Annotated in this window: 20 protein-coding genes and 4 tRNA genes; 14 read left to right on the plus strand and 10 right to left on the minus strand. The window is 59.8% G+C overall.

Annotation, left to right across the window (positions count from 1 at the left end):
* Positions 1–26: 26 nt before the first annotated feature.
* Positions 27–944, minus strand: coding sequence for a LysR substrate-binding domain-containing protein (locus T3A99_RS00830; protein ID WP_076383779.1), 918 nt, complete (start codon positions 942–944; stop codon positions 27–29).
* A gap of 187 nt (positions 945–1,131) precedes the next feature.
* Here T3A99_RS00830 and T3A99_RS00835 point away from each other — a divergent pair, with 187 nt between their 5' ends.
* From T3A99_RS00835 to T3A99_RS00870, 8 genes are all read left to right on the plus strand, one after another.
* Complete coding sequence (locus T3A99_RS00835) at positions 1,132–2,652, plus strand: ABC transporter substrate-binding protein (protein ID WP_047230471.1); 1,521 nt, start codon at positions 1,132–1,134, stop codon at positions 2,650–2,652.
* Positions 2,653–2,754: 102 nt separating this feature from the next.
* The gene (locus T3A99_RS00840) at positions 2,755–3,672 is read left to right on the plus strand and encodes an ABC transporter permease (protein ID WP_322833864.1); all 918 of its coding nucleotides are present in this window, start codon (positions 2,755–2,757) and stop codon (positions 3,670–3,672) included.
* A gap of 9 nt (positions 3,673–3,681) precedes the next feature.
* Complete coding sequence (locus T3A99_RS00845) at positions 3,682–4,584, plus strand: ABC transporter permease (protein ID WP_047230469.1); 903 nt, start codon at positions 3,682–3,684, stop codon at positions 4,582–4,584.
* 22 nt (positions 4,585–4,606) lie between these two features.
* Positions 4,607–5,623, plus strand: coding sequence for an ABC transporter ATP-binding protein (locus tag T3A99_RS00850; protein ID WP_322833865.1), 1,017 nt, complete (start codon positions 4,607–4,609; stop codon positions 5,621–5,623).
* Entirely contained in the window at positions 5,620–6,609 is a 990-nt protein-coding gene (locus tag T3A99_RS00855; protein ID WP_047230467.1) for an ABC transporter ATP-binding protein, read from the plus strand. The genes T3A99_RS00850 and T3A99_RS00855 overlap by 4 nt, the downstream gene beginning before the upstream one ends.
* Positions 6,606–8,030, plus strand: a complete 1,425-nt coding sequence (locus T3A99_RS00860) for a M20 family metallopeptidase (RefSeq protein ID WP_139049384.1) — start codon at positions 6,606–6,608, stop codon at positions 8,028–8,030. Before T3A99_RS00855 ends, T3A99_RS00860 begins: the two co-directional genes overlap by 4 nt.
* The gene (locus T3A99_RS00865; protein WP_160894122.1) at positions 8,027–9,181 is read left to right on the plus strand and encodes a M20 family metallopeptidase; all 1,155 of its coding nucleotides are present in this window, start codon (positions 8,027–8,029) and stop codon (positions 9,179–9,181) included. Before T3A99_RS00860 ends, T3A99_RS00865 begins: the two co-directional genes overlap by 4 nt.
* A 36-nt stretch (positions 9,182–9,217) precedes the next feature.
* Entirely contained in the window at positions 9,218–9,682 is a 465-nt protein-coding gene (locus T3A99_RS00870; protein ID WP_047230464.1) for a hypothetical protein, read from the plus strand.
* A 117-nt stretch (positions 9,683–9,799) separates the two neighbouring features.
* Here the strand turns inward: T3A99_RS00870 and T3A99_RS00875 are convergent, their stop codons facing one another.
* Positions 9,800–10,816, minus strand: coding sequence for a 1-aminocyclopropane-1-carboxylate deaminase (locus T3A99_RS00875; RefSeq protein ID WP_047230463.1), 1,017 nt, complete (start codon positions 10,814–10,816; stop codon positions 9,800–9,802).
* Positions 10,817–11,014: 198 nt separating this feature from the next.
* On the opposite strand from T3A99_RS00875, the gene T3A99_RS00880 reads away from it, so the two are divergent.
* Complete coding sequence (locus T3A99_RS00880) at positions 11,015–11,524, plus strand: Lrp/AsnC family transcriptional regulator (protein WP_047230462.1); 510 nt, start codon at positions 11,015–11,017, stop codon at positions 11,522–11,524.
* 159 nt (positions 11,525–11,683) lie between these two features.
* On the opposite strand, the gene T3A99_RS00885 is transcribed toward T3A99_RS00880, so the two are convergent.
* The 4 genes from T3A99_RS00885 to T3A99_RS00900 all read right to left on the minus strand — a co-directional run bounded on the left by T3A99_RS00885 (position 11,684) and on the right by T3A99_RS00900 (position 12,200).
* Positions 11,684–11,760: transfer RNA gene (locus T3A99_RS00885), tRNA-Asp, on the minus strand.
* Positions 11,761–11,777: 17 nt separating this feature from the next.
* Positions 11,778–11,853, minus strand: a tRNA-Val gene (locus T3A99_RS00890).
* 174 nt (positions 11,854–12,027) lie between these two features.
* Positions 12,028–12,104: transfer RNA gene (locus tag T3A99_RS00895), tRNA-Asp, on the minus strand.
* 20 nt (positions 12,105–12,124) lie between these two features.
* Positions 12,125–12,200 (minus strand) — tRNA-Val (locus T3A99_RS00900).
* Positions 12,201–12,360: 160 nt separating this feature from the next.
* Here T3A99_RS00900 and rdgC point away from each other — a divergent pair.
* From rdgC to sugE, 3 genes are all read left to right on the plus strand, one after another.
* Positions 12,361–13,281 (plus strand): recombination-associated protein RdgC, encoded by a 921-nt coding sequence (gene rdgC / locus T3A99_RS00905; protein ID WP_047228694.1) that lies wholly within the window; start codon positions 12,361–12,363, stop codon positions 13,279–13,281.
* Between the two features lie 145 nt (positions 13,282–13,426).
* Positions 13,427–14,392, plus strand: coding sequence for a bile acid:sodium symporter family protein (locus tag T3A99_RS00910; RefSeq protein ID WP_107321747.1), 966 nt, complete (start codon positions 13,427–13,429; stop codon positions 14,390–14,392).
* Positions 14,393–14,510: 118 nt separating this feature from the next.
* The gene (sugE, locus tag T3A99_RS00915) at positions 14,511–14,825 is read left to right on the plus strand and encodes a quaternary ammonium compound efflux SMR transporter SugE (RefSeq protein WP_047228696.1); all 315 of its coding nucleotides are present in this window, start codon (positions 14,511–14,513) and stop codon (positions 14,823–14,825) included.
* 145 nt (positions 14,826–14,970) lie between these two features.
* Here sugE and T3A99_RS00920 read toward each other — a convergent pair whose 3' ends face one another.
* From T3A99_RS00920 to T3A99_RS00935, 4 genes are all read right to left on the minus strand, one after another.
* Positions 14,971–16,845, minus strand: a complete 1,875-nt coding sequence (locus T3A99_RS00920) for an MFS transporter (protein ID WP_160894119.1) — start codon at positions 16,843–16,845, stop codon at positions 14,971–14,973.
* 80 nt (positions 16,846–16,925) lie between these two features.
* Complete coding sequence (locus tag T3A99_RS00925; protein ID WP_047228698.1) at positions 16,926–18,074, minus strand: TDT family transporter; 1,149 nt, start codon at positions 18,072–18,074, stop codon at positions 16,926–16,928.
* Between the two features lie 103 nt (positions 18,075–18,177).
* Positions 18,178–18,489, minus strand: coding sequence for a cupin domain-containing protein (locus tag T3A99_RS00930; RefSeq protein ID WP_047228699.1), 312 nt, complete (start codon positions 18,487–18,489; stop codon positions 18,178–18,180).
* Between the two features lie 37 nt (positions 18,490–18,526).
* Positions 18,527–19,711, minus strand: a complete 1,185-nt coding sequence (locus tag T3A99_RS00935) for an MFS transporter (protein WP_047228700.1) — start codon at positions 19,709–19,711, stop codon at positions 18,527–18,529.
* A 103-nt stretch (positions 19,712–19,814) separates the two neighbouring features.
* On the opposite strand from T3A99_RS00935, the gene T3A99_RS00940 reads away from it, so the two are divergent.
* Together T3A99_RS00940 and T3A99_RS00945 are read left to right on the plus strand one after the other, a co-directional pair.
* Positions 19,815–20,354, plus strand: coding sequence for a TetR/AcrR family transcriptional regulator (locus T3A99_RS00940; protein WP_076383769.1), 540 nt, complete (start codon positions 19,815–19,817; stop codon positions 20,352–20,354).
* A 252-nt stretch (positions 20,355–20,606) separates the two neighbouring features.
* On the plus strand, positions 20,607–24,077 hold the full coding sequence (locus T3A99_RS00945; RefSeq protein ID WP_047228702.1) for a PAS domain-containing hybrid sensor histidine kinase/response regulator: 3,471 nt from the start codon (positions 20,607–20,609) through the stop codon (positions 24,075–24,077).
* Positions 24,078–24,132: the final 55 nt, after the last annotated feature.

Here is a 24,132-nt window from a genome sequence, read left to right on the forward strand (position 1 = left end):
CAGCCTTGCGCCGTTGCCTCGCGACTTCAACCGTGCTTGGTGTTCACCAGTTCTGCAATCAGAAAATCCTTGAACGCAGAAACCGCCGCCGGCAAATTGCGTCCAGCCATGCTTTGCAGTTCGATGCGCCGTGCCTGCATCCCTTCATCCAGGATTGGCAGGCACTGCAACTGCTTGTCCGCCACCTGTTTGTGCAAGGTCATCTCGCTGGCCAGGCTAATGACGCCTTCCTCGCGGACGAAGCTGTAAAGCGCGGCCACGTAATTGGTGGTCAGTACCGGATCGAACAACAACCCCTGTACACCACAACAAATGTCGAACAGTTGCCGTATCGTGGTATCGGCCTTGGGCAACGCAATGGGCCAGGGTTGCAACTCGGCGAGGCTGACCGCTTCACGCCCGGCCAAGGGGTGGGAATTGGAAACCACTGCAAAAATCGCCCCGCTCAAGACATGTTCGACCTTGATTTCCTTCTGCGGCGACAGGCTGAAGGTCATCGCCAGATCGGCTTCGCCGGAACGTACTTTTTCAGTCGCTTGCGCAGGCGCGCAAACCTCCAATGTGAAATGGATGCCCTGGTACTCACGCCTGAATGCGCTGATGCTCCTAGGCATGTATTCCAGGGCAAAACCTTCCGAGCAGGCGACATGCACATGCCCCCGTTGCAAGCCATGCAGCTCGGTAATTTCCAGCACCACCTGCTCAGCCTCAAGTTGCGACTTGCGCGCATAAGCCGCCAATCGCGTCCCGGCCTCGCTGAGCACCATGCCTCGGGCACGACGCTCAAACAGGCTGGCATCCAGAGCCAACTCAAGCTTGGAAATCTGTCGGCTCACCGCTGACGCCGCAACATTGAGCCGCAGCGAAGCTTCACTGACCGATCCGCACCTGGCTACTTCCAGGAAATAGCGCAATGCCGTGGACTGCACGCCATACAGCTGCATCGGAACCTCCGAGCATTGCCTTTTTGGCAAAGAAAGTATCGAAAGATTGTACTTGTGGCATTGATAGCCTTTCCCTACATTCGTGTCCAGACCAAAAAAAACATCGCCTGAGCTTCTCCTCCTCATTTACCGCATTTGCGATTCGCTGCCCTTTGATTCAACCACTCTCGCCAACGGAGACGACGGCATGGGCATCAAAGGTTTCGCCTGCAGTATCGCGCTGATGGGTTTGATCAACAGCTTTGCGGCTCATGCCGACAAAGCCAACGACACCCTGGTTTACGCTTCCGACAGCGAACCTGAAAACGTCAGCCCCTATCACAACGATCTGCGCGAAGGAGTGATTCTCGGCCGGCTGATCTGGGACAACCTGATCTACCGCGATCCCACCAGCGGCGAATACAAGCCCATGCTGGCCACCGGTTGGAAACAGGTCGACGACACCACCATCGACCTTGAGCTGCGCAAAGGCGTCAAATTTCACAACGGCGACCCCTTCACCGCCGACGACGTGGTGTTCACCCTCAACTACGTGGTGTCGCCCGAAGCGAAAGTCGTGACCGTGCAAAACGTAGACTGGATCAAGAGCGCCGAAAAAACCGGTGACTACAGTGTCCGCCTGTATTTGAAGAAGCCTTTCCCTCCTGCGCTGGAATACCTGTCCAACGCCGTTCCGATGTTCCCCAAGCAATACTTCGAGAAGGTCGGCCTGGCCGAATTCAGTCGCAAGCCAGTGGGCACCGGACCGTATAAGGCCCTGTCGGTGGTGGCTGGCGAAGGCGTGAGCATGGCGATCAACAAGGACTACTTTGCGGACAGCCCACAAGGCAAGCCACATATCGCTCACCTCAAGTTTCGGGTAATCCCGGATGCAGAAACTCGCCTGGCCGAGTTGATGACCGGCGGTGTCGACTGGATCTGGCGCGTCACCTCGGATCAGGCAATCGACCTCAAAGGTATACCGAACCTCACCGTGACCAGCGCCGAAACCATGCGCATCGGTTTCCTGATTCTTGATGCTCGAGGCACCTCCAGCGAAAACTCGCCAATGAAAAACCTCAAGGTGCGTCAAGCGATCAACCATGCAATCAACCGCGAGGCACTGGCGACGCAGTTGGTGGGTGGCGAAGCCAAGCCCTTACAGGTTGCGTGTTATCCACGCCAGTTCGGTTGCGATACCTCTGCGGCCACTGTCTACAACTTTGACCCGGCCAAAGCCCGCGCGCTGCTCGCCGAGGCCGGTTACCCAAATGGCTTCGAGACGGAAATATTCGCTTATCGCGACCGTGATTACGTCGAAGCCATCATCGGTAACCTGCGCGCGGTGGGCATCAACGCCAAGCTGCGCTACTTGAAGTACGCCGCCCTGCGTGATCAGCAACGTGGCGGTAAGGTGCCCATGTCGTTCCAGGCCTGGGGCTCGTTCTCGATCCTCGACACTTCGGCGTCGGCCGGCACCTGGTTCAAGGGCAATCCGGACGACAACATCAAAGACCCGCAAGTCCAAAACTGGTTGCAGAGCGCCGATAACGCCCTCGATCCGCAAGTGCGCAAGGACAACTACCGCAAGGCGTTGCAGCGCATCAGCGAACAGGCGTACTGGGCCCCGCTGTTCAACTACTCGATGAACTACGCCTACACCTCCGAACTGGCATTCACGCCGTATCCGGATGAACTGCCGCGTTTCGTTCAGTCCAGTTGGAAGTAATCCGCAACCGGGCGGATTGAGCGAGCGATTCCGTGGCGCGTGGGCCAGCCCCCCACGGCCACGTCCTCCACCTGTCATCCATTGAACATGAGGAAACTTGCCATGCTTGGGTTCCTTCTACGCCGTCTGGGCATCGCTTTTTGCGTCGCCATTACCGTGTCGGTGATCAGCTTCTCTCTGTTGCATCTGTCCGGCGACCTGGCCACGGCCATTGGCGGGCCGGAAGCCACCAGCGAACAGATCGAACAGATCCGTGTGCAATACGGCTTGAACAAACCGCTTCCCACCCAGTACGTCAACTGGCTGGCCGGTTTGCTGCGGCTGGACCTGGGCAACTCCTTTTTCTTTCAGGAGTCGGTCTATAACCTCGTCGCCAGCCGTTTGCCGATTACTCTCGGATTAGGTGCCATGGCGCTGGGAATCGCCTTGCTGGTGGCGATTCCCCTGGGCGTACTGGCCGCGATCAAACGCGACACCTGGGTTGATCGATTGGCCTTGAGCATCGCGGTACTGGGCCAGGCAATGCCCAGTTTCTGGTTTGCGCTGATGCTGATCGTAGTGTTTGCGGTGACGCTCAAGTGGCTGCCAGTCTCCGGCAACTCAAGCATGCTGCATTTCGTCATGCCGGCCATTGCCTTGGGGTACTACGCAACGCCGGCCATCATGCGCCTGACCCGCGCAGGCATGCTGGATGTGCTCAGTTGCGATTACATCCGCACCGCTCGCGCCAAGGGGCTGCGCCCTGCGCAGGTGTTGTTCAAGCATGCATTGCGCAATGCATTGATTCCGGTCGTCGCACTGGCAGCGGTGGAGTTCGGCTTCATGCTCGGCGGTTCGGTGGTGATCGAAACCGTGTTCTCCCTGCAAGGCATCGGACAACTCGCCTGGGACGCCATCGCCCGTGACGACTTCCCGGTAGTCCAGGCCGTGGTCCTGCTGATTGCGGTGATCTACATCATCCTCACCTTGCTGGCCGATGTGCTCAACGCACTGCTCGACCCGCGCATTCGCGTGCGCTAGGAGCCCTTCATGAGTACCCCCGTTACCCTGGCGATCAACGACTACCTACCCCCACCAAGCAGCCTGAGCCGGGTGCTTGGCAAAAGCTTTCGCCACCGCGGCTTCGCCATCGGCAGTGCGTTGCTGCTGATCATTTTTGCTGGTGCGCTGTTCGCGCCATGGCTGGCGCCTTATGACCCTTATGCGCAAGACGTGATGTTGCGCATGAAGCCTCCGGTCTGGATGGCTAACGGCACTTGGGAATATGTCTTGGGCACCGACAAGCTGGGCCGCGATTACCTCTCACGGTTGCTCTACGGCGCCCGTATTTCACTGTTTATCGGCGTTGCGGCGGCGCTGATTTCCGGCGTCATCGGCACCGTCATGGGTCTGCTGGCCGGTTACTACGGTGGCAAGGTGGATGCGTTTATCAGCTACCTGATCACCACTCGGCTGGCGCTGCCTGTGGTCATGGTGGCCCTGGCCTCTGCCTCGTTGATGGGCGGCTCGCTGAAGGTGGTGATCATTCTGCTCGGTTGCCTGCTCTGGGACCGCTTCGCCGTGGTGGTTCGGGCCTCGGTGCAACAGATTCGCGATGCCGAATATGTTGCCTCGGCACAAGCCCTGGGCTGTTCGACCCTGCGCATTCTGGTCAGTGAAATCCTGCCCAATCTGGTTGGCGCGCTGATCGTGGTCGCGACCCTGGAAATGGCCCACGCGATCCTGCTGGAGTCAGCGCTGTCGTTCCTCGGGGTGGGCGTACAACCGCCGACGCCGTCCTGGGGACTGATGATCGCAGAGGGCAAACCCTACATGTTCTTTTCCCCGTGGGTCATCGCCATCCCAGGCATCGCCCTGATGATTCTGGTGCTGGGCATCAATCTGGTCGGCGACGGCCTGCGCGATCTGATCCTGCCCGATGGCCGCAACTGAGACTGATAGAGGAGTACCGGACATGGCACTACTCCATGTTGAAAACCTGCGGGTGGACATTCCCATGGGCCATAACCCGACTGCGGATGACATGCTGCATGCGGTGCGCGGCCTGGATTTCCAGGTCGAGCGCGGCGAGATGCTGTGCATTGTCGGAGAGTCCGGCTGCGGCAAATCCCTGACCTCGCTGGCACTCATGGACCTGCTGCCCCGCAAGGCCAAGCGCACCGCCAGCCGACTGACACTGGACGGCATCGACCTGCTCGGCCAGAGCGAGCGAAGCATGTGCGACCTGCGCGGCAACCGCCTGGCGATGATCTTCCAGGAGCCCATGACCGCGCTGAACCCGGCCTACAGCATTGGCGACCAGCTCAGTGAAGTGTTGACCCGGCACCGCAAGGTGTCGCGCAAGGATGCGCTGGCCCGCGCCGCGCAGATGCTGGAAAAAGTCGGCATCAGCAATGCCGGCGAGCGTCTGCGTCAGTACCCGCATCAACTCTCCGGGGGGTTGCGCCAGCGGGTGATTATCGCCATGGCGTTGATGTGCGAGCCCGACCTGATCATCGCTGACGAGCCGACCACCGCACTGGACGTGACCATTCAGGCGCAAATCCTGCGCCTGATCCGCGATATTCAGAAAGAACTGGGGCTGGCGGTGATCTTTATCACCCACGACCTTGGCCTGGTGGCCCGCATCGCCGACCGGGTGGCCGTGATGTATGCCGGGGAAATCGTCGAAAGCGCTCCCGCCCGACAACTCTTCGAGAACCCGCGGCATCCGTACACCCGTGGCCTGCTGGCCAGCATCCCGATTCCAGGGCGGACCAAACCGGGCGAAGCGCTGGGTTCGATTCCCGGTCTGGTGCCGAGCCTGGTGGGTGAACAACACGGGTGTGCCTTTCGCAATCGTTGCGCGCACACCGTCCAGGCGTGTGCCCGGGACGTGCCCGAAGTGCAACAGGACGGACATATGGCGCGCTGCCTGCTGGCGGCTTCTGGGCCAAAACCGATCCTGATCAAAGAGAGTGCCCGGTCATGAAAAAAGACATCGCTCTGGAGCTGTGCGATATCCGTCGCGAGTTCCGTATCAGCAAAGGCTTTTTCAAACCTGCCGCCACACTGAAAGCGGTTGATGGCGTATCACTGCGCCTGATGCGCGGTGAAACCCTCGGTCTGGTGGGTGAGTCCGGTTGCGGCAAAAGCACCCTGGCCAAGATCCTGCTCGGCCTGCTACAGCCCACTCAAGGCGACGTGCTGGTCAATGGCAAACATCTGGCAGCAACAGATCGCAAGGAGATGTCCCGGCGTATCCAGCCGATCTTCCAGGATCCGTATTCATCGCTGAACCCCCGCAAGACCCTGCGCGAAATCATCACCCTGCCGTTGATCGTCCACGACATCGGCACGGCCACCGAGCGCCGCAAGAAAACCGAACAAATGCTGGATGTAGTCGGCCTTCCCAAGCGCGTGATCGATAGCTATCCAGCCCAGTTATCCGGCGGCCAGCGCCAGCGCGTGGCGATTGCCAGGGCGCTGGTCATGCGTCCTGATGTGTTGATCTGCGACGAGCCGACTTCGGCGCTGGACGTGTCAGTGCAAGCGCAGATACTCAATCTGTTGCAAGACCTCAAGCGCGAATTCGGCCTGACCTATCTGCTGATCAGCCACAACCTGGCGGTTATCGAGCACCTCGCCGACCGGGTGGCCGTGATGTATCTGGGGCGTATTGTCGAAGAACGCACCCGCCAGTCGCTGTTCGCCGAACCCGGCCATCCGTATACCCGCGCCTTGCTGGATTCGGTACTCACCCCCGATCCGCGCTTGGGCATTCCAGACATCGGCCTGCACGGCGCCTTCCCCAACCCGATGTCCCCGCCATCCGGCTGCACCTTTCACCCGCGCTGCCCGAACTGCATGGACCGTTGCAAAACGGCCTATCCGGCCAACGATCCAATTATCGGCGGCAACGTACGTTGCCACCTGCACGACAGTCCCACCCAAACACTGGAGCTTGTCCACTCATGAGTCGTTCCCAGGCCATCAGCAACACCCTCGAACAGTTCGACAACGGTGCTTTTTTCAACCTGCTCGAACGTAGTGTCGCCCTGCCCACCGAAAGCCAGGCGCAAGACAGCCAACCTGAGTTGTATCGCTACCTCAACGAGTTCATCACTCCGCATGTCGAGGCGCTGGGTTTCAGCGTAAAAATCTACGACAACCCGGTAGCGGAACGCGGACCATTCATGATCGCCACGCGCATTGAACACCCGGGGCTGCCCACCGTACTCAGCTATGGTCATGGTGATGTGGTGCGCGGCTATGCGGCGCAATGGCGTGAAGGCTTGTCACCGTGGCAAGTCACCGTCGAAGGTGATCGCTGGTACGGGCGCGGCACCGCCGATAACAAAGGCCAGCACCTGATCAACATCACCGCGCTGGAGCAGACCCTCAAGGCCCGCGAAGGCAAGCTCGGCTTCAACGTCAAACTGCTGCTGGAAATGGGCGAAGAAGAAGGTTCCCCCGGCCTCAATGCGTTCTGTGCCGCCCACCGCAAGGAGCTGGCGGCGGATATATTCATCGCCTCGGACGGCCCGCGTCTGGCCGCAACACGGCCTACCATTTTTCTAGGCTCACGCGGGGTGTTCAACTTCGAGCTGGCGGTCAATCTGCGCGAAGGCGCACACCACTCCGGTAATTGGGGCGGGCTGCTGGCCAATCCCGGCATCATCCTGGCCAACGCCATCGCCAGCATGATCGACGAACATGGCCGGGTAAAAGTCGAGGGCTTGCAGCCCAGCGCACTGCCGGATTCGGTGCGACAGGCGCTGGCCGACATCGAAGTCGGTGGCGGGCCGGATGATCCGCAAATCGACGCCAACTGGGGCCACCCGGATCTGTCGCTGAGCGAGAAAGTCTTTGGCTGGAACACCCTCGATGTCATTGCCTTCAAGACTGGCAATCCAGACGCCCCGGTGCATGCAATCCCCGGCAAGGCCAACGCTCACTGCCATATCCGCTTTGTGGTAAACAGCGATTACACGACCTTTATCCCCGCCGTGCGCGCTCACCTGGACGCCCATGGTTTCAACAATGTCGAGGTCACGCAAAGCCGCATCGATGTCATGCACGCCACCCGGCTCGACCCGCAAAGCCCATGGGTCAACTGGGCGCTCGACTCGTTGACGCAAACCACCGGAAAGAAACCGGCGCTGCTGCCCAACCTTGGCGGCTCATTGCCCAACGACGTGTTTGCCGACGTGCTCGGCCTGCCGACCTTGTGGGTGCCGCATTCGTACCCGGCCTGTTCACAACATGCGCCCAACGAGCACTTGCTGGCACCGGTGGTCAAAGAAAGTCTGCAGATCATGGCCGGGCTGTTCTGGGACCTGGGTAACGATGCGGCACGTCTGAGCGAGGAGCATCGGGCACGGGAGCGTGCGCAATGAGCGAGACCCACCAACAGGCACTGGACTGGCTCGCCGGCCAGCGCCCCGCCATGGAGTCGTTGTTGCAGCGTCTGGTCGATACCGATTCCAACAGCTATGACAAGGCGGGGGTCGATGCCGTGGGCGCATTGCTCGCAGCGGAACTGGAGGCCGACGGTATCGAGCTCAAGCGTATGCCGGTCGAAGGTTTTGGCGACGTACTGCTTGCCCAAGTGCCCGGCGAGGCTGGCAAGCCGGTGCTGTTGCTGGGCCATCGCGACACGGTATTCCCCAAGGGCACGACCACCACCCGTGGCTTCAGCCGCGATGGCGACCTCGCCTACGGCCCCGGCGTAGCCGACATGAAAGGTGGGTTGGTGCTCAACTGCTTCGCCCTCAAGGCACTCAAGCGCGCCGGTCCTTTGCCCTGCCCGGTGCAGGTGCTCTATACCGGTGACGAAGAAATCGGCTCTGGCAGCGCTCGCAGCCATATCGAAAGCGCCGCCAAATCAGCCCGCGCCGTACTCAATACCGAGCCGGGCCGGGCCAGCGGCAATGTGGTCAGCGCCCGTAAAGGCGGGGCCACACTGGTCATCGAAGTCAGTGGCCGCGCTGCGCACGCCGGCGTCAACCATGCCGACGGGGCCAGCGCCATCGAGGCGCTGGCCCGAAAGATCGTCAAACTGCATGCCCTGACCGATTACCCCGCAGGCATCACCACCAATATCGGGCTGATCGCCGGCGGCACCTCCAGCAACACTGTCGCGCCCAACGCCTCGGCCAAGCTGGATGTACGGTTTATCGAGTCGCAACACTGGGAGCAGATATTCGCCGCCATCCAAGGCATCGTCGCTGAAGAGGAACTGCCCGGCACGAGCGCCATCCTCAAGGAAGCGACGACCTTCCTGCCGATGGAAGCACGGCACAGCGAGCAACTGCTGCACATCTATCAACAACAAGCACTGGCGCTAGGCTTCAGTGTCGAGGGCGAATTCACCGGCGGCTGCGCCGATTCCGGGTTCACCGCCAGCTTGGGCATTCCAACCCTGTGTGGTCTGGGGCCGGTGGGTGGCAAAGTCCACACCGATCGTGAATACCTGGAACTGGACACGCTGGTTCCACGCGCCCAGGCCTTGGTGGCAACCATTCTGGCCGTCGGCGAGAACCGTTGAGGCAATTAGCCTCTACCCATCACCGGGAGTACTTTCATGCATACGATTTCGCAATCCGCAGTCTGGATAAAAGCGCCATTAACGGATGTGGGTGTCGTTATTGTCACCAGTGCCGAACTGCCCGAATACTTCATCGACACGTTGCAGCTGGCGATCAAGGACTGGGACCAGGTGGCCTATCTGGTCGTCAAGCAGTCGCATGAGTTCATGCTCGACTGGCTCAGAGCCGGGTCTGAGGCATCGGAATCGAATCCATCCAGCCTGTGTCATGCCAGCCAGTTGCTGCGCTCAGTATCGAAAGGCTGCTACCTGCTTGATGTCGAAGTCAGCCCGCTGCCTAGCCTGACTTGGCTGGGATCTGTCTGCGGCCACACATTGCGCTTCGTTAAACTGGGTAAGGTCGAGTTAACCGATGCTGCGATGGATAAGCAGGTGGAGGAGATCTTGTCGGTGGCCAGGGACCTGGCAAAAAGTGTCTTGCAAGAGCGCTATAGCGCCTGATGGGGCCGGGTCCCGCGCTGCTCAGCAAGTGCGACATTGAACCTGTGGCAAGGGAGTTTGCTCCCCGCCACAACTTACTCACCGCTAGCGTCAACGCTTTACGGACTTGAAGCGCAATCATCCGTTGCGGAACAGGAAGCTATAGGCGTTCAGCGCGGGAACCCCGCCCAAATGCGCATAAAGCACTTTCGAGCCTTCAGGGAACTCACCACGACGCACCATATCAATCATCCCGTGCATGGATTTACCTTCATACACCGGGTCTGTCAGTACGCCCTCAAGGCTCGCGCACAGTCGGATAGCTTCCAGCGTGCCGTCGTTGGGCAAGCCATATTCCGGGTAGGCGAAGCGCGTATCGAGGACCACGTCCTCTTCAGTGATCTCCCGACCCAGCTCCACCAGCTCGGCGGTGTGCCGGGCAATGCGCAGAATCTGTGCCTTGGTCTGCTCCGGTTTGGCCGAGGCGTCGATACCGATGACGTTCTTCGAGCGACCGTCAGCAGCGAAACCGACCACCATGCCGGCCTGGGTACTACCGGTCACCGAGCAGACCACGATGTAGTCAAACTTGAAGCCCAATTCTTTTTCCTGTTGCCGTACCTCTTCGGCGAAACCCACGAACCCGAGGCCGCCGTAGGGATGCTCGGAACACCCCGCCGGGATCGGGAATGGCTTGCCGCCTCGCTCGACCACATCGCTCATGGCCTTCTCCCAGCTGGGACGAATGCCGATGTCAAACCCGGCGGCGTCCAGACGTACCTCTGCACCCATGATCCGGGACATCTCGATATTGCCTACCCGGTCATACACCGCATCGGAGTAGTTCACCCAGTTTTCCTGCACCAGTACGCACTTCATGCCCAGGTGAGCAGCGACGGCGGCTACCTGGCGGGTCTGGTTCGACTGGATTCCGCCGATGGAAACCAGGGTATCGCAGCCTTGCTCAAGCGCTTCGGGAATCAGGTATTCAAGCTTGCGGGTTTTGTTCCCGCCGAAAGCCAGGCCACTGTTGCAGTCTTCACGCTTGGCATACAACTGCACCTTGCCGCCCAAATGTTCGCTGAGACGCTTCAAGGGGGTGATGGGAGAGGGACCAAAGGTCAGCGGATAACGTTCGAAACGATTCAGGTTCATGACTCTGCTCCTTGTGTATTGAATATCCAAGCACCAGGCCGAAAGACAAAGGCTGCCTTCCAGGCTATTTCAGGGGGGCTTCGATGAGTTCAATATTAAGAAGAATATGAAAAATATGTGTTGCAAGTTTAAGGTACTTAAAGAACTATTATTTACGCAAACAATTACAGAACATACTTTAGTTGTTCGGGAAGAGAGATGAGCGCAACAAATAATCACAAGAAGCCTGAAGAAACAGCTGCGGCGCCGCAACCGCTTGATCGAACCGACCGAGCGATTCTCAAGACCCTGCAGCGCGATGCCTCCATCTCCAATGTGGCGCTTGCAGAGAAGGTGAAACTGAGCGCGCCGGCTTGCCTCAGGCGCGTCGAACGGCTCAAGCAGGCCGGCCTGATCAAGGGCATCGTTGCATTGCTGGACAGTGAGGCGCTGGACGCGGGAATGGTGGTGTTGATCGGCGTGGTACTGGACCGCTCCACACCGCAATCCTTTGCAGATTTCGAGGCGGCCGCACAAAAGGTATCCGGCTGTATGGAATGCCATGTGGTGACGGGAGAATTCGACTATTTCATGTTGCTGCGAACCAAGGACAGCCACAGCTTCAATCGGCTGCATGCCGAACAGTTGCTTTACCTGCCCGGTGTTCGGCAGATCCGCTCGTTCATGGGGTTGCGCCAGGTCTTGTCGACGACCCACATACCCATTTGATGCTCATATCCGCCGAGGGGCAGCACCTGCTATATCACGGCCGTGCCGTTTGCTGGGCTGCTGATGGATTGCGATGAAACGCCATAAACGAAAAAAGCGGCCAAAGGCCGCTTATTCGGTAGCTTCCAGGCGTTCAGTGGGCCTAAGTGGAAGCGAATATGGCGCAGCGGACGGGACTCGAACCCGCGACCCCCGGCGTGACAGGCCGGTATTCTAACCGACTGAACTACCGCTGCGCGTAACATTGAAAGCTTGGTGGGTGATGACGGGATCGAACCGCCGACATTCTGCTTGTAAGGCAGACGCTCTCCCAGCTGAGCTAATCACCCTTCACTTTCGATGCGGGGCGCATTCTCTCACAAATTTTCGTAACGTGCTGATTTAATTAACTATTCAGCAAAAAATGTGATTAACGTGCACCGCAGGAACTGCAAACAGCAAAAAGCCCGCGTTAGCGGGCTTTCTGTGGTGATCTGGCGTTCAGTGTTCCAGATTACCGAATATGGCGCAGCGGACGGGACTCGAACCCGCGACCCCCGGCGTGACAGGCCGGTATTCTAACCGACTGAACTACCGCTGCGCGTAACACTTTGGAGCGAATGGTGGGTGATGACGGGATCGAACCGCCGACATTCTGCTTGTAAGGCAGACGCTCTCCCAGCTGAGCTAATCACCCTTCGCTTTCGGTGTGGCGCGCATTCTACGGAGCGTCCTCAAAGCTGGCAAGCACTTTTTAATTTAATTTTTTCAGGCCTTCCAAAGGCTTAGCGAAGGGTTGGCCTATGGCGCCGCGAAGAGAATAATGCCCCCCTTTGTATAAAGGAGAGACTCACCCCATGTGGTTCAAAAACCTGCTTATCTATCGCCTGACCCAAGATCTGCCTTTTGATGCCGAGGCGTTGGAAACTGCACTGGCCAGCAAACTGGCGCGTCCATGTGCAAGCCAGGAGTTGACCACTTACGGTTTCGTCGCGCCGTTCGGTAAAGGCGAAGACGCACCTCTGGTGCACATCAGCCAGGATTTCCTGCTGATCGCCGCACGCAAGGAAGAACGCATCCTGCCAGGCAGCGTCGTACGCGATGCCCTGAAAGAAAAGGTCGAAGAGATCGAAGCCGAACAAATGCGCAAGGTCTATAAAAAGGAACGGGACCAGCTCAAGGATGAAATCATCCAGGCGTTTCTGCCTCGCGCGTTCATTCGTCGCTCGTCCACCTTCGCTGCCATCGCACCGAAACAGGGTCTGATCCTGGTCAACTCCGCCAGCCCGAAACGCGCCGAAGACCTGCTCTCCACCCTGCGCGAAGTCCTCGGCTCGCTGCCGGTGCGCCCACTGACCGTGAAAACCGCACCCACCGCCATCATGACCGACTGGGTCAAGACTCAGAAAGCCGCCGACGATTTCTTCGTGCTGGATGAATGCGAGCTGCGCGACACACACGAAGATGGCGGCATTGTGCGTTGCAAGCGTCAGGACCTGACCAGCGACGAAATCCAGTTGCACTTGAACACCGGCAAGGTGGTGACCCAACTGTCGCTGGCCTGGCAGGACAAGCTGTCTTTCGTGCTCGACGACAAAATGGTGGTCAAGCGCCTGAAATTCGAAGACTTGCTGCAGGATCAGGCGGAACAGGACGGCGGCGACGAGGCCCTCGGCCAACTGGACGCCAGCTTCACGCTGATGATGTTGACGTTTGGCGAGTTCCTGCCGGCGCTGGTAGAAGCGTTGGGTGGTGAAGAGATGCCTCAGGGGATCTGACAGCCCAATGATTACCCTTGTGGGAGCGAGCCTGCTCGCGATGGCAGAGTGACAGTTACCGACAGGTTGCCTGATACTCCGCCATCGCGAGCAGGCTCGCTCCCACATTGTTTTTGTGGTGCTACTTAATAATAAGGATCAGGTCATGCGCGCACTGGCTGCATTGAGTCGTTTTGTCGGCAATACCTTCGCTTACTGGGTGCTGTTTTTTGCCGTGCTGGCATTCTTGCTACCGCAATGGTTCGTCGACCTGAAAGTCGCCATCGTCCCCTTGCTGGGGCTGGTGATGTTCGGCATGGGCCTGGCGCTCAAGCTGGAGGACTTTGCCGAAGTGGGCCGTCATCCAGGGCGGGTGGTCCTGGGGGTGATTGCACAATTTGTCATCATGCCTGGCGTGGCGTGGCTGCTCTGCCAAGTATTCAGCCTGCCACCGGAGATTGCCGTCGGGGTGATTCTGGTGGGTTGCTGTCCGAGCGGCACCTCCTCCAATGTCATGACCTGGTTGGCCCGCGGCGACCTGGCTTTGGCCGTGTCGCTTTCGGCCATCACCACCCTGCTCGCGCCTTTGCTGACCCCGGCGCTGATCTGGCTGCTGGCTTCCGCCTGGTTGCCGGTGTCGTTCTCGGCGCTTTTCTGGTCGATCCTGCAGATCGTACTGCTGCCTATCGTGCTGGGCATCGTTGCTCAACGCCTGCTGGGAGAGCGGGTTCGTCACGCGGTGGAAGTGCTGCCGCTGATCTCGGTAGTGAGCATCGTGATCATTGTGGCGGCGGTAGTGGCGGCCAGTCAGGCGAAGATCGCCGAGTCCGGCCTGCTGATTATGGCGATCGTGATGCTGCATAACAGCTTCGGTTACCTGTTGGGTTACTTCACCGCTCGCCTGTTCGGGTTGCCACTGGCCCAGCGCAAGACCTTGTCGCTGGAGGTGGGCATGCAAAACTCCGGTCTGGGCGCAGCCCTGGCCAGTGCGCATTTCTCGCCGCTGGCAGCGGTGCCCAGCGCGCTGTTCAGCGTCTGGCACAATATTTCCGGGGCGCTGCTCTCGACGTATTTCCGCCGTATGAGCGAAAAGCAGGACCGTGAACTGCTCGCCCGCCAAGCGGCGGACTGAAAGACAGACTTGATCGAGTGGTCAATAATGGGCAATCTATATGCCCATCGCGGGGACGACCCCGCCACTCGATCGACCTAAATCCGGGGACGACCCCATCCATCGATGGAGGTGTGTGATGTCCTGGATCATTCTGTTTTTTGCCGGCCTGTTCGAAGTCGGTTGGGCTGTCGGCCTGAAGTACACCGACGGTTTCAGCCGCCCGCTCCCTACCGTATTGACCGTTGCGGCCATGGCTATCAGCCTTGGCCTGCTGGGCCTTGCGATGAAGGAGTTGCCCCTGGGCACGGCCTATGCCATCTGGACCGGTGTCGGTGCCGTGGGCACGGTGATTGCCGGAATCATTCTGTTTGGTGAATCCATGGCGCTGGTTCGGCTAGCCAGTGTGGCGTTGATCGTTGCCGGGTTGATCGGGCTTAAGGCCAGCGCCTGAGCTCACCTGCAGGAACAATCTCTGTAGACTTCTAGGCTTGTAGGGCTAGACCTGTGGGAGCAAGGCTTGCCCGCGAGGCGGTCTCAAGGACGCTATCGCGAGCAAGCTTTGCTCTCACATACCTACTTTCACAAGGCGTCTCTCGTTATCTGACAGCCCCGCGCAACTCCCCCACCAACGCCTGCAACTTCGCCGGTTCCGCCACCTCAACGGCGACCGCCGGTCCCGCCACTAACGTCACCCGCGACCACAACCGGCGAAACAGCCCCTTGTTCGGGTCACGACTGAAGAAACTGCCCCACAATCCCTGCAACGCCAGGGGAATCACCGGCACAGGTGTTTCCTGAAGAATGCGCGTCAGTCCGCCCTTGAACTCATTGATCTCACCATCGGCCGTCAATTTTCCTTCGGGGAAGATACACACCAACTCGCCGTTCTGCAGGTATTGAGCGATGCGTGTAAAAGCGCTTTCGTAGATATGAATGTCTTCCTGGCGCCCGGCAATCGGAATCGTCCCGGCGGTGCGAAAGATGAAATTGAGCACTGGCAGGTTGTAGATCTTGTAGTACATCACGAAGCGAATCGGCCGACGCACCGCGCCACCGATCAGCAACGCGTCGACGAAGGACACGTGATTGCAGACCAGCAGCGCGGCGCCTTCATCGGGAATCGCATCCAGGTTGCGATGTTCCACGCGGTACATGGAATGGCTCAGCAGCCAGATCATGAAACGCATGCTGAACTCAGGGACGATTTTGAAGATGTAGGTGTTCACGCCAATGTTCAGCAGTGACACCACCAGGAACAGCTGGGGAATCGACAGTTCCAGCAAGCCCAGCAGGACAATGGAGACAATCGCCGAGACCACCATGAACAGCGCGTTGAGAATGTTGTTGGCGGCGATGACCCGCGCCCGCTCATTCTCGGCGGTGCGCGACTGGATCAGTGCGTACAGCGGCACGATGTAGAAACCACCAAAGACACCGAGCCCGAGGATGTCGATCAGCACCAGCCAGGCGTGGCCGAAACCGAGCACTTCGAGCCAGCCGTAGCCCTCGGCACTGCCAGGAATTCCGCCGGAATGCCACCACAACAGCAGCCCGAATACGGTCAGGCCGAACGAGCCGAAGGGAACCAGGCCGATCTCGACTTTACGCCCGGACAGCTTCTCGCACAGCATCGAACCCACGGCGATCCCCACCGAGAACACCGTCAGGATCAAGGTCACCACGGTTTCATCACCGTGCATCCAGTCCTTGGCGTAGGCCGGGATCTGGGTCAGATAAATCGCCCCGACAAACCAGAACCACGAGTTGCCGACAATGGAGCGGGACACCGCAGGGGTTTGTCCCAGGCCCAGTTTAAGCGTGGCCCAGGACTGGCTGAAAATGTTCCAGTTCAGGCGCATCTGCGGTGAAGCTGCCGCCGCCCGCGGAATGCCGCGACTCGCCAGGTAACCGGCTACGGCGATAACGACAATCGACGTCGCCACCACCGGCGCGTAATGCGCCGAGGACATCATGATCCCAGCGCCGATAGTGCCCAAGAGGATCGCCAGGAATGTGCCCATCTCCACTAGGCCATTGCCGCCGACCAGTTCGTCCTCGCGCAGCGCTTGCGGCAGGATCGAATATTTCACCGGCCCGAACAGCGCCGACTGGGTACCCATGGCGAACAGCGCCGCCAGCATCAACCACAAGTGATCGAACAGGAAACCCACCGCGCCGATCGCCATGATGGCGATTTCGCCGAACTTGATCAGACGAATCAACGCATCCTTGGCGAATTTTTCCCCGAACTGCCCTGCCAGTGCCGAGAACAAGAAGAACGGCAAGATAAACAGCAGCGCACACAGATTGACCCAGATCGAGCGGTCGCCCTCGATGGTCAGCCGATAGAGAATCGCCAGGATCAACGACTGCTTGAACACGTTGTCGTTGAACGCGCCAAGGGACTGTGTGATGAAAAACGGCAGGAAACGCCGCGTGCGGAGCAAGGTGAACTGCGAGGGGTGACTCATCTTCCATGTTCCTGAGTGGCGTGGTCGCTTATTGGAATGAGGTTTTTTGATCCAGGCCACACATTACCTGTCTTTAACGATTATTTCGCCAGCCCCGCAATGCATGGCGACACGAATAGCTCACCGTGCCAGGCGCCGAGCACCGTGCGGCGGCCGACGATCAGCCACATCACCGCCAGCATCGCCACCAGTACACAACCGAACACAGTAAAAAAACCCAGGCTCAGCAAGCTCGCCAGCTTCAGCGTTGCCAGCGCATACACGCCCAAGGGGAAGGTAAAGCCCCACCACCCGAGGTTGAACGGGATGCCAGTGCGCAAATACCGTGCGGTGATCAGCAGCGCCATCAGCATCCACCAGAACCCGAAGCCCCACAGGGTGATACCGGCCACCACGCCCACGCCGGCGGCGACTTCACCTAAGCCCGGCAAGCCATTGGCGGCAAAAATCAGCGGCGCATCGCCTCCCAGCAACAACATGCCCAGAGCACCGGTCCCGATCGGGCCGAGGGCCAGCCAGCTCGAGGCGGCCATGTTTTCGTGGGGTAGTTTGTGCAGGGCCATGCGCAGCAGCAGAATCGTCAGGATGCTGAACGCTACGGGTAGGGAAAATGCCCAGAGGATGTAGCTGGTGACCAGCATCACCAGTTGCGAATGAGCGTCTGCCAAGTGCGGTGCCAACAACCCGCCACTGGCGGCGGCGACTTCAGCGGCCACCACGGGCAATAGCCACACGGCGGTCATCTGATCGATCCGGTGTTCCTGGCGGGTGAACATCAAAAACGGAATCAGCACGCCGCAGGCCAAGGACATCGCCACGTCGATCCACCACAACGTTTCCGCCAGCGGCACCACGCCCTCGCCCCACCGTGGCAAACCGAATACCAACAAGCCATTGATGAGGGTCGCCAGCCCCATGGGGATGGTGCCGAAGAACATCGAAACCGTTGAATGACCGAAAATCCGCCGGGCCTCGTCGAAGAACAACACCCAACGGGCGGTGTACAGCCCAGTGAACAACACGAACAACAGGACATTGAACAACCATACCCCTTCGGCCAGGCCGCGCAGGCCTGGGACATCCCCCGGCCATTGCGCCAGGGCCAGGGCCAATACACCGGTGCCCATGACGACAGCAAACCAGTTAGGTGTGAACTGGCGAATGGCTTCCAATGGCCTGGGCAAATGACTGAGTGGGCACAAACGGTTGGTTGCAGCACAGCATGGCATGGCGAACTCCTGCTCTGGGACGAGATAGAGCCATGCTAGATTCAAATCGAATATCTATATAACGGGTAATATCTCTATATATTATCGATTATGCAAATAGTGATCAGATAGTGCCCTTGGTCTCGATCACCAGAATTCTCGCCTCTCCCAATGGCTTGGCCAGATGTTCGGTGCCCACCGATGCATAGAAAATATCCCCCGCACTCAGCAAGGTATCTTTTTCGATACCGTCTTCCCGATAGCACATCTGCACTTGCCCATCGAGCACCACGAAGACTTCCTGACCTTCATTGATGTGCCATTTGTAGGGCTGATCGGTCCAGTGCAGACGCGTGGTAATGCCGTTCATGTCGGCGATATCCAACGCCGCCCAGGCGCGGTCGCCGGTGAAGGATTTGCTGCGGATGATGTTCAACCCAGATCGCCCCAAAGAAAACACACAGGCGCCAAGGTTAACCCAAACCAGGCGCTGGCCGCGCCTGACGCGACAGCCCGAGCAAGGCGACGGTCGACAGCACAATCAACACCGCGCCATAGCCATCGGTGGTCGGGATCAGCCCAAAGACCCGGGTCAGGCTTCCCGCCAGCAGCGACGGCAGGCTGAAAGCCAGATAGCTGAGGACATAAAACGCTGACATCAACCCGGCCCGTTCATGGGGCAAGGCCAACGGCATGATGCTGCGCAATGCTCCCAGAAAGCCCGCGCCGAAACCGCTGCCAGTGACCAGCGTGCCGACGAAGAACAACGGCAAGCTAGCAGCGTGCACTGCGAGCAATACCAGCACCAGACCGACCATCAACAGGCTGGCGGCCAGGCGCAGCATTTTGTCGGCCATCTGGTTGCGCAGCGTGTAGATACTCAACGCTCCGGTGAGCGTCAGCACCGCCACCAGCGCGCCGCCAATCAGGTTGGAGGTGGTGCCGGTTGCGGCCCGCACCAATGACGGCGCCAGTGATAAGTAGAAGCCGCCCACCGCCCAGGCCACCAGGTTCAAGGGCAGTATCAGCCACAAGGCGCGCCGTGCCTGGATCGGCACATGCAAGGTGGGGCGCAAAGATCGCCAGGCACCCGGCTGCGGGCTGACGCTCTCGGCCAGAAACCAGAGGTAAATGGCCTGGATCAGGAACAATCCCAGCAGAATCCAGTACGTCAGTTGCAGGGGCAACGGCGCGAACTCGGCCAACATCCCGCAACCAAATGCTCCGCAAGCCATGCCCAGCAAGGGCGCGACGCTGGTGATCAGCGGACCTTGCCGACGATCGAAGTCCAGCAAGGCAGCGCCAAGCACACTGGTGGCCATGCCCGTCGCGAAGCCCTGAATCAACCGCGCACCGATCAACCAGGCGATACTGTCGGCGTTGATAAACAGCAGCATTGCCAGCATGTTGAGCAACAGCGCTACGAAAATCACCGGTTTGCGTCCCAGATAATCCGACAACGAACCCACGGTCAGCAACGCCGCTAACAGACTGAACGCGTAGACACCGAAAATCAGCGTCAGGACCCCAGGGGAAAATTGCATTTGTTCCTGGTAGAGGTGATACAGCGGGGTTGGCGCACTGGACGCTGCGAGGAAACCGAGCAGGGTGATCGCCAGGAATATCAGACTGGCACGGGTCGAAGCTGGACGGGACATGGGCACACTCCACAAGGCGATCCACAAAAGCTAATTTTTTGCTTTTGCGGAGTGTGCTATCGACGCGCGCTTAAAGCAAATTCTTTGTGTTAAGGTCCGATCCATGGCTATTAAAGAAGGTTTACGTCCCGGCGGCAGAAGCGCCCGGGTACAAGAGTCGATTCATTCGGCGGTTCGCAGCCTGCTCCAGGAGCAGGACCGCGCCACCCTGACCGTACCGCAAATCGCGGCCCGCGCAGGCGTAACCCCGTCCACCATTTACCGGCGCTGGGGCGACCTGCCGGCATTGCTGGGCGACGTCGCGATTGCCCGCATGCGCCCGGACTGCGCACCGCTGGACACCGGCAGCCTGCGCGGGGATCTTCGCGCCTGGGCCGAACAGTACCTGGACGAAATGAGCTCCGAGCCCGGTCGCAACATGATGCGCGACATTCAGGCCTGCGCCACGCCGGGCTATTGCGTGGGAATCATCAGCGGCCAGTTGCAGACCATCCTGGATCGCTATCCTGACGAGCCAAACCCCGGGGTCGAGCGACTGATCAATGTGGTGGTCGCGCCGACGGTGTTTCGCATCCTCTTTGCCACCGCGCCGTTGGCGGTTGAGGAGTTGTATCGGTTGGTGGATATCGCGTTGGCCCAGTAATACCGCCATCGCGAGCAGGCTCGCTCACACATTTGAGCAGTTGTGAATACAAAATCCATCTTCGCCGAAGATCCAGTGTGGGAGCGAGCCTGCTCGCGATGAGGCCGACCAGCACACCCCATGCCCCATTGCTGAGCGCAACCGGCGATACCTCGACACGCCTCGACCTTGGTCGACACTGACGAACCCGAGCGGGCATGCGAGACTGTTCTGCCGGGCACTGCCCCCGGGGTCTTTCGTTCAGGAGCTTCCATGTCGTTGTCCAGCGGGCTGATTGCCGTTGTTGCCCTGGCCTATATGGCCATCCTGTTCGCCATCGCCTTCTACGGCGACCGGCGCAGCACACCCTTACCCCCTCGGGTGCGGGCGTGGGTCTACAGCCTGTCGCTGGCGGTGTACTGCACCAGCTGGACATTTTTTGGCGCGGTGGGCCAGGCTGCCGAACAACTCTGGTCATTCCTGCCGATTTACCTCGGGCCGATCCTGTTGCTGGTGCTGGCCCCGTGGGTCTTGCAGAAAATGGTGATGATCAGCAAGCAGGAAAACATCACCTCCATCGCTGACTTCATCGCCGCCCGCTATGGCAAATCCCAGTCCCTGGCGATTGTGATTGCCCTGATTTGCCTGGTGGGTGTGTTGCCGTACATTGCCTTGCAGCTCAAGGGCATCGTGCTCGGGGTGAACCTGCTCATCGGCGCCGGGGCCGACACCACGGGCACCCGCGCCCAGGACACGGCGCTGATCGTTTCACTGATCCTCGCGCTGTTCACCATCGTGTTCGGCACCCGCAACCTGGACGCCACCGAGCACCACCGAGGCATGGTATTGGCCATTGCCTTTGAATCGCTGGTCAAGCTGTTCGCCTTCCTTGCCGTTGGCGCCTTTGTCACGTACGGGCTCTACGACGGATTCGACGATCTGTTCAACCAGGCGATGCTCGCGCCGCGGCTGGAGCAATACTGGAAAGAAACCATCAACTGGCCGTCCATGGTGGTGCAGACCGGGGTGGCGATGATGGCGATCATCTGCTTGCCGCGGCAGTTTCACGTGACCGTGGTCGAGAACATCGAGCCCCAGGACCTGCGCCTGGCCAAGTGGGTATTCCCCGCCTACCTGGCCCTGGCGGCGTTGTTCGTGGTGCCCATCGCCCTCGCCGGGCAAATGATGCTGCCCGACTCGGTGCTGCCGGATTCATTCGTCATCAGCCTGCCGTTGGCCCAGGCCCACCCGGCGCTGGCGGTGCTTGCGTTCATTGGCGGCGCCTCGGCGGCCACCGGCATGGTCATCGTGGCGAGTGTCGCGCTCTCCACCATGGTGTCCAACGACATGCTGCTGCCTTGGCTGTTGCGCCGCAACAACGCCGAACGGCCCTTTGAAGTGTTTCGCCAGTGGATGCTGTCGGTTCGCCGGGTGAGCATTGTGGTGATCCTGCTGCTGGCCTATGTCAGCTACCGCCTGCTGGGCTCGACGGCGAGCCTGGCGACCATCGGCCAGATCGCCTTCGCCGCCGTGACCCAACTGGCGCCTGCCATGCTCGGCGCGCTGTACTGGAAACAGGCCAACCGTCGCGGGGTGTTCGCCGGCCTCGCCATGGGGATTTTCCTGTGGTTCTACACCTTGGTGTTGCCGATCGCGGCCCACAGCCTGGGCTGGTCGCTGAACAGTTTCCCGGGGCTTGCGTGGCTGCATGGCAACCCCTTGAACCTGCCGATTTCACCGCTGACCCAAGGGGTCGTGTTATCCCTGGCCGGTAACTTCACCCTGTTTGCCTGGATCTCCGTGCTGTCGCGCACCCGCGTGTCGGAACACTGGCAGGCCGGACGCTTCATCGGCCAGGAAATCAGCGCCCGCCCCAACCCCCGCTCGATGCTGGCGGTGCACATAGATGACCTGTTGCAACTGGCCGCGCGCTTCGTTGGCGAAGAACGGGCGCGCCAGAGTTTCATTCGCTTTGCCTACCGCCAGGGCAAAGGCTTCAACCCGAACCAGAATGCCGACAGCGAATGGATCGCCCACACCGAACGGCTCCTGGCGGGCGTGCTGGGGGCTTCGTCGACGCGCGCAGTAGTAAAAGCCGCGATTGAAGGTCGGGAGATGCAGTTGGAGGATGTGGTCCGAATTGCGGATGAAGCCTCGGAAGTACTGCAATTCAACCGTGCACTGCTGCAAGGTGCCATCGAAAACATCACCCAAGGCATCAGCGTGGTCGATCAGTCCCTCAGGCTGGTGGCCTGGAACCGCCGATACCTGGAGCTGTTCAACTATCCGGACGGTTTGATCAGTGTGGGTCGGCCCATCGCCGACATCATCCGCTACAACGCCGAGCGCGGCCTTTGTGGCCCGGGCGAAGCAGAGGTCCATGTCGCTCGACGCCTGCACTGGATGCGCCAGGGCCGTGCACACACCTCTGAACGGCTGTTTCCCAATGGCCGGGTGATCGAGCTGATCGGCAACCCCATGCCCGGCGGCGGTTTTGTCATGAGTTTTACCGACATCACCGCTTTCCGCGAAGCCGAACAGGCCCTCACGGAAGCCAATGAAGGATTGGAACAACGGGTGGCGGAACGCACCCGGGAACTGTCGCAACTGAACATGGCCCTGACCGAAGCCAAAGGCACCGCCGAGTCGGCCTACCAATCCAAGACCCGGTTCCTGGCAGCAGTCAGTCATGACCTGATGCAGCCGCTCAACGCCGCACGCCTGTTCTCCGCAGCGCTGTCCCATCAGCACGACGCCTTGCCGAGCGAGGCCCGGCAACTGGTACACCACCTGGACAGTTCGCTGCGCTCGGCCGAAGACCTGATCACCGATCTGCTGGACATTTCCCGCCTGGAAAACGGCAAGATCAACCCTGACCGCAATCCATTTGCCCTCAACGAACTGTTCGATACCCTGGGCGCCGAGTTCAAGGTACTGGCCCAGGAACAAGGCCTCAAATTCCGGGTGCGGGGCTCACGACTACGGGTCGACAGCGACATCAAGTTGCTACGTCGTGTGTTGCAGAACTTCCTCACCAATGCCTTCCGCTATGCCAAAGGCCCGGTACTGCTGGGCGTTCGCCGTCGCAATGGCGAATTGTGCCTGGAGGTGTGGGATCGCGGCCCGGGCATCGCCGAAGACAAACTGCAGGTCATTTTCGAAGAGTTCAAACGTCTCGACAGCCATCAGACCCGTGCGGAAAAAGGCCTGGGCCTGGGCCTGGCGATCGCCGACGGGCTGTGCCGCGTGCTGGGTCACACCTTGCGGGTGCGTTCCTGGCCGGGGCGCGGCAGTGTCTTCAGCGTCAGCGTACCGCTGGCCCAGGCGCAGACTGCCTTGCCCAAGCCCGCAGCCGAACTCAACGGTCATTTACCAAAAGGCGCCCAGGTGCTGTGTGTCGATAACGAAGACAGCATTCTGATCGGCATGAACAGCCTGCTCACTCGCTGGGGCTGCCAGGTGTGGACCGCGCGCAACCGCCAGGAGTGCGAGCGTTTGCTCAGCGAGGGAGGCCGACCGCAACTGGCCCTGGTGGATTTTCACCTGGACAATGGAGAAACCGGAACCGAGCTGATGGCCTGGTTACGCAGCCGTATGGGTGAACCGATACCAGGCGTGGTGATCAGCGCCGATGGCCGCCCCGAGACGGTGGCGCAGGTGCATGCGGCGGGTCTGGACTACTTGGCCAAACCGGTGAAACCGGCCGCATTGAGGGCGTTGTTGAGTCGGCATTTGCCGTTGTAGAGAATCGATTTCCCACTGTCAGGCACACACTGCCTGGCATCAAGCCCAGGTTTTT

The organism is Pseudomonas sp. N-137 (assembly GCF_034555295.1).
In the GTDB taxonomy this organism is placed as follows: Bacteria; Pseudomonadota; Gammaproteobacteria; order Pseudomonadales; family Pseudomonadaceae; genus Aquipseudomonas; species Aquipseudomonas rhizophila.

What these genes read in the sequence shown, in the direction of transcription:
- T3A99_RS00910 (WP_107321747.1), top strand. Translation starts at nt 13,427, where the DNA reads ATGCGCGCACTGGCTGCATTGAGTCGTTTTGTCGGCAATACCTTCGCT.
- T3A99_RS00935 (WP_047228700.1), bottom strand. Translation starts at nt 19,711, where the DNA reads ATGTCCCGTCCAGCTTCGACCCGTGCCAGTCTGATATTCCTGGCGATC.
- sugE (WP_047228696.1), top strand. Translation starts at nt 14,511, where the DNA reads ATGTCCTGGATCATTCTGTTTTTTGCCGGCCTGTTCGAAGTCGGTTGG.
- T3A99_RS00865 (WP_160894122.1), top strand. Translation starts at nt 8,027, where the DNA reads ATGAGCGAGACCCACCAACAGGCACTGGACTGGCTCGCCGGCCAGCGC.
- T3A99_RS00940 (WP_076383769.1), top strand. Translation starts at nt 19,815, where the DNA reads ATGGCTATTAAAGAAGGTTTACGTCCCGGCGGCAGAAGCGCCCGGGTA.
- T3A99_RS00850 (WP_322833865.1), top strand. Translation starts at nt 4,607, where the DNA reads ATGGCACTACTCCATGTTGAAAACCTGCGGGTGGACATTCCCATGGGC.
- T3A99_RS00845 (WP_047230469.1), top strand. Translation starts at nt 3,682, where the DNA reads ATGAGTACCCCCGTTACCCTGGCGATCAACGACTACCTACCCCCACCA.
- T3A99_RS00920 (WP_160894119.1), bottom strand. Translation starts at nt 16,845, where the DNA reads ATGAGTCACCCCTCGCAGTTCACCTTGCTCCGCACGCGGCGTTTCCTG.
- T3A99_RS00860 (WP_139049384.1), top strand. Translation starts at nt 6,606, where the DNA reads ATGAGTCGTTCCCAGGCCATCAGCAACACCCTCGAACAGTTCGACAAC.
- T3A99_RS00840 (WP_322833864.1), top strand. Translation starts at nt 2,755, where the DNA reads ATGCTTGGGTTCCTTCTACGCCGTCTGGGCATCGCTTTTTGCGTCGCC.
- T3A99_RS00875 (WP_047230463.1), bottom strand. Translation starts at nt 10,816, where the DNA reads ATGAACCTGAATCGTTTCGAACGTTATCCGCTGACCTTTGGTCCCTCT.
- rdgC (WP_047228694.1), top strand. Translation starts at nt 12,361, where the DNA reads ATGTGGTTCAAAAACCTGCTTATCTATCGCCTGACCCAAGATCTGCCT.
- T3A99_RS00830 (WP_076383779.1), bottom strand. Translation starts at nt 944, where the DNA reads ATGCAGCTGTATGGCGTGCAGTCCACGGCATTGCGCTATTTCCTGGAA.
- T3A99_RS00835 (WP_047230471.1), top strand. Translation starts at nt 1,132, where the DNA reads ATGGGCATCAAAGGTTTCGCCTGCAGTATCGCGCTGATGGGTTTGATC.
- T3A99_RS00855 (WP_047230467.1), top strand. Translation starts at nt 5,620, where the DNA reads ATGAAAAAAGACATCGCTCTGGAGCTGTGCGATATCCGTCGCGAGTTC.
- T3A99_RS00880 (WP_047230462.1), top strand. Translation starts at nt 11,015, where the DNA reads ATGAGCGCAACAAATAATCACAAGAAGCCTGAAGAAACAGCTGCGGCG.
- T3A99_RS00945 (WP_047228702.1), top strand. Translation starts at nt 20,607, where the DNA reads ATGTCGTTGTCCAGCGGGCTGATTGCCGTTGTTGCCCTGGCCTATATG.
- T3A99_RS00925 (WP_047228698.1), bottom strand. Translation starts at nt 18,074, where the DNA reads ATGCCATGCTGTGCTGCAACCAACCGTTTGTGCCCACTCAGTCATTTG.
- T3A99_RS00870 (WP_047230464.1), top strand. Translation starts at nt 9,218, where the DNA reads ATGCATACGATTTCGCAATCCGCAGTCTGGATAAAAGCGCCATTAACG.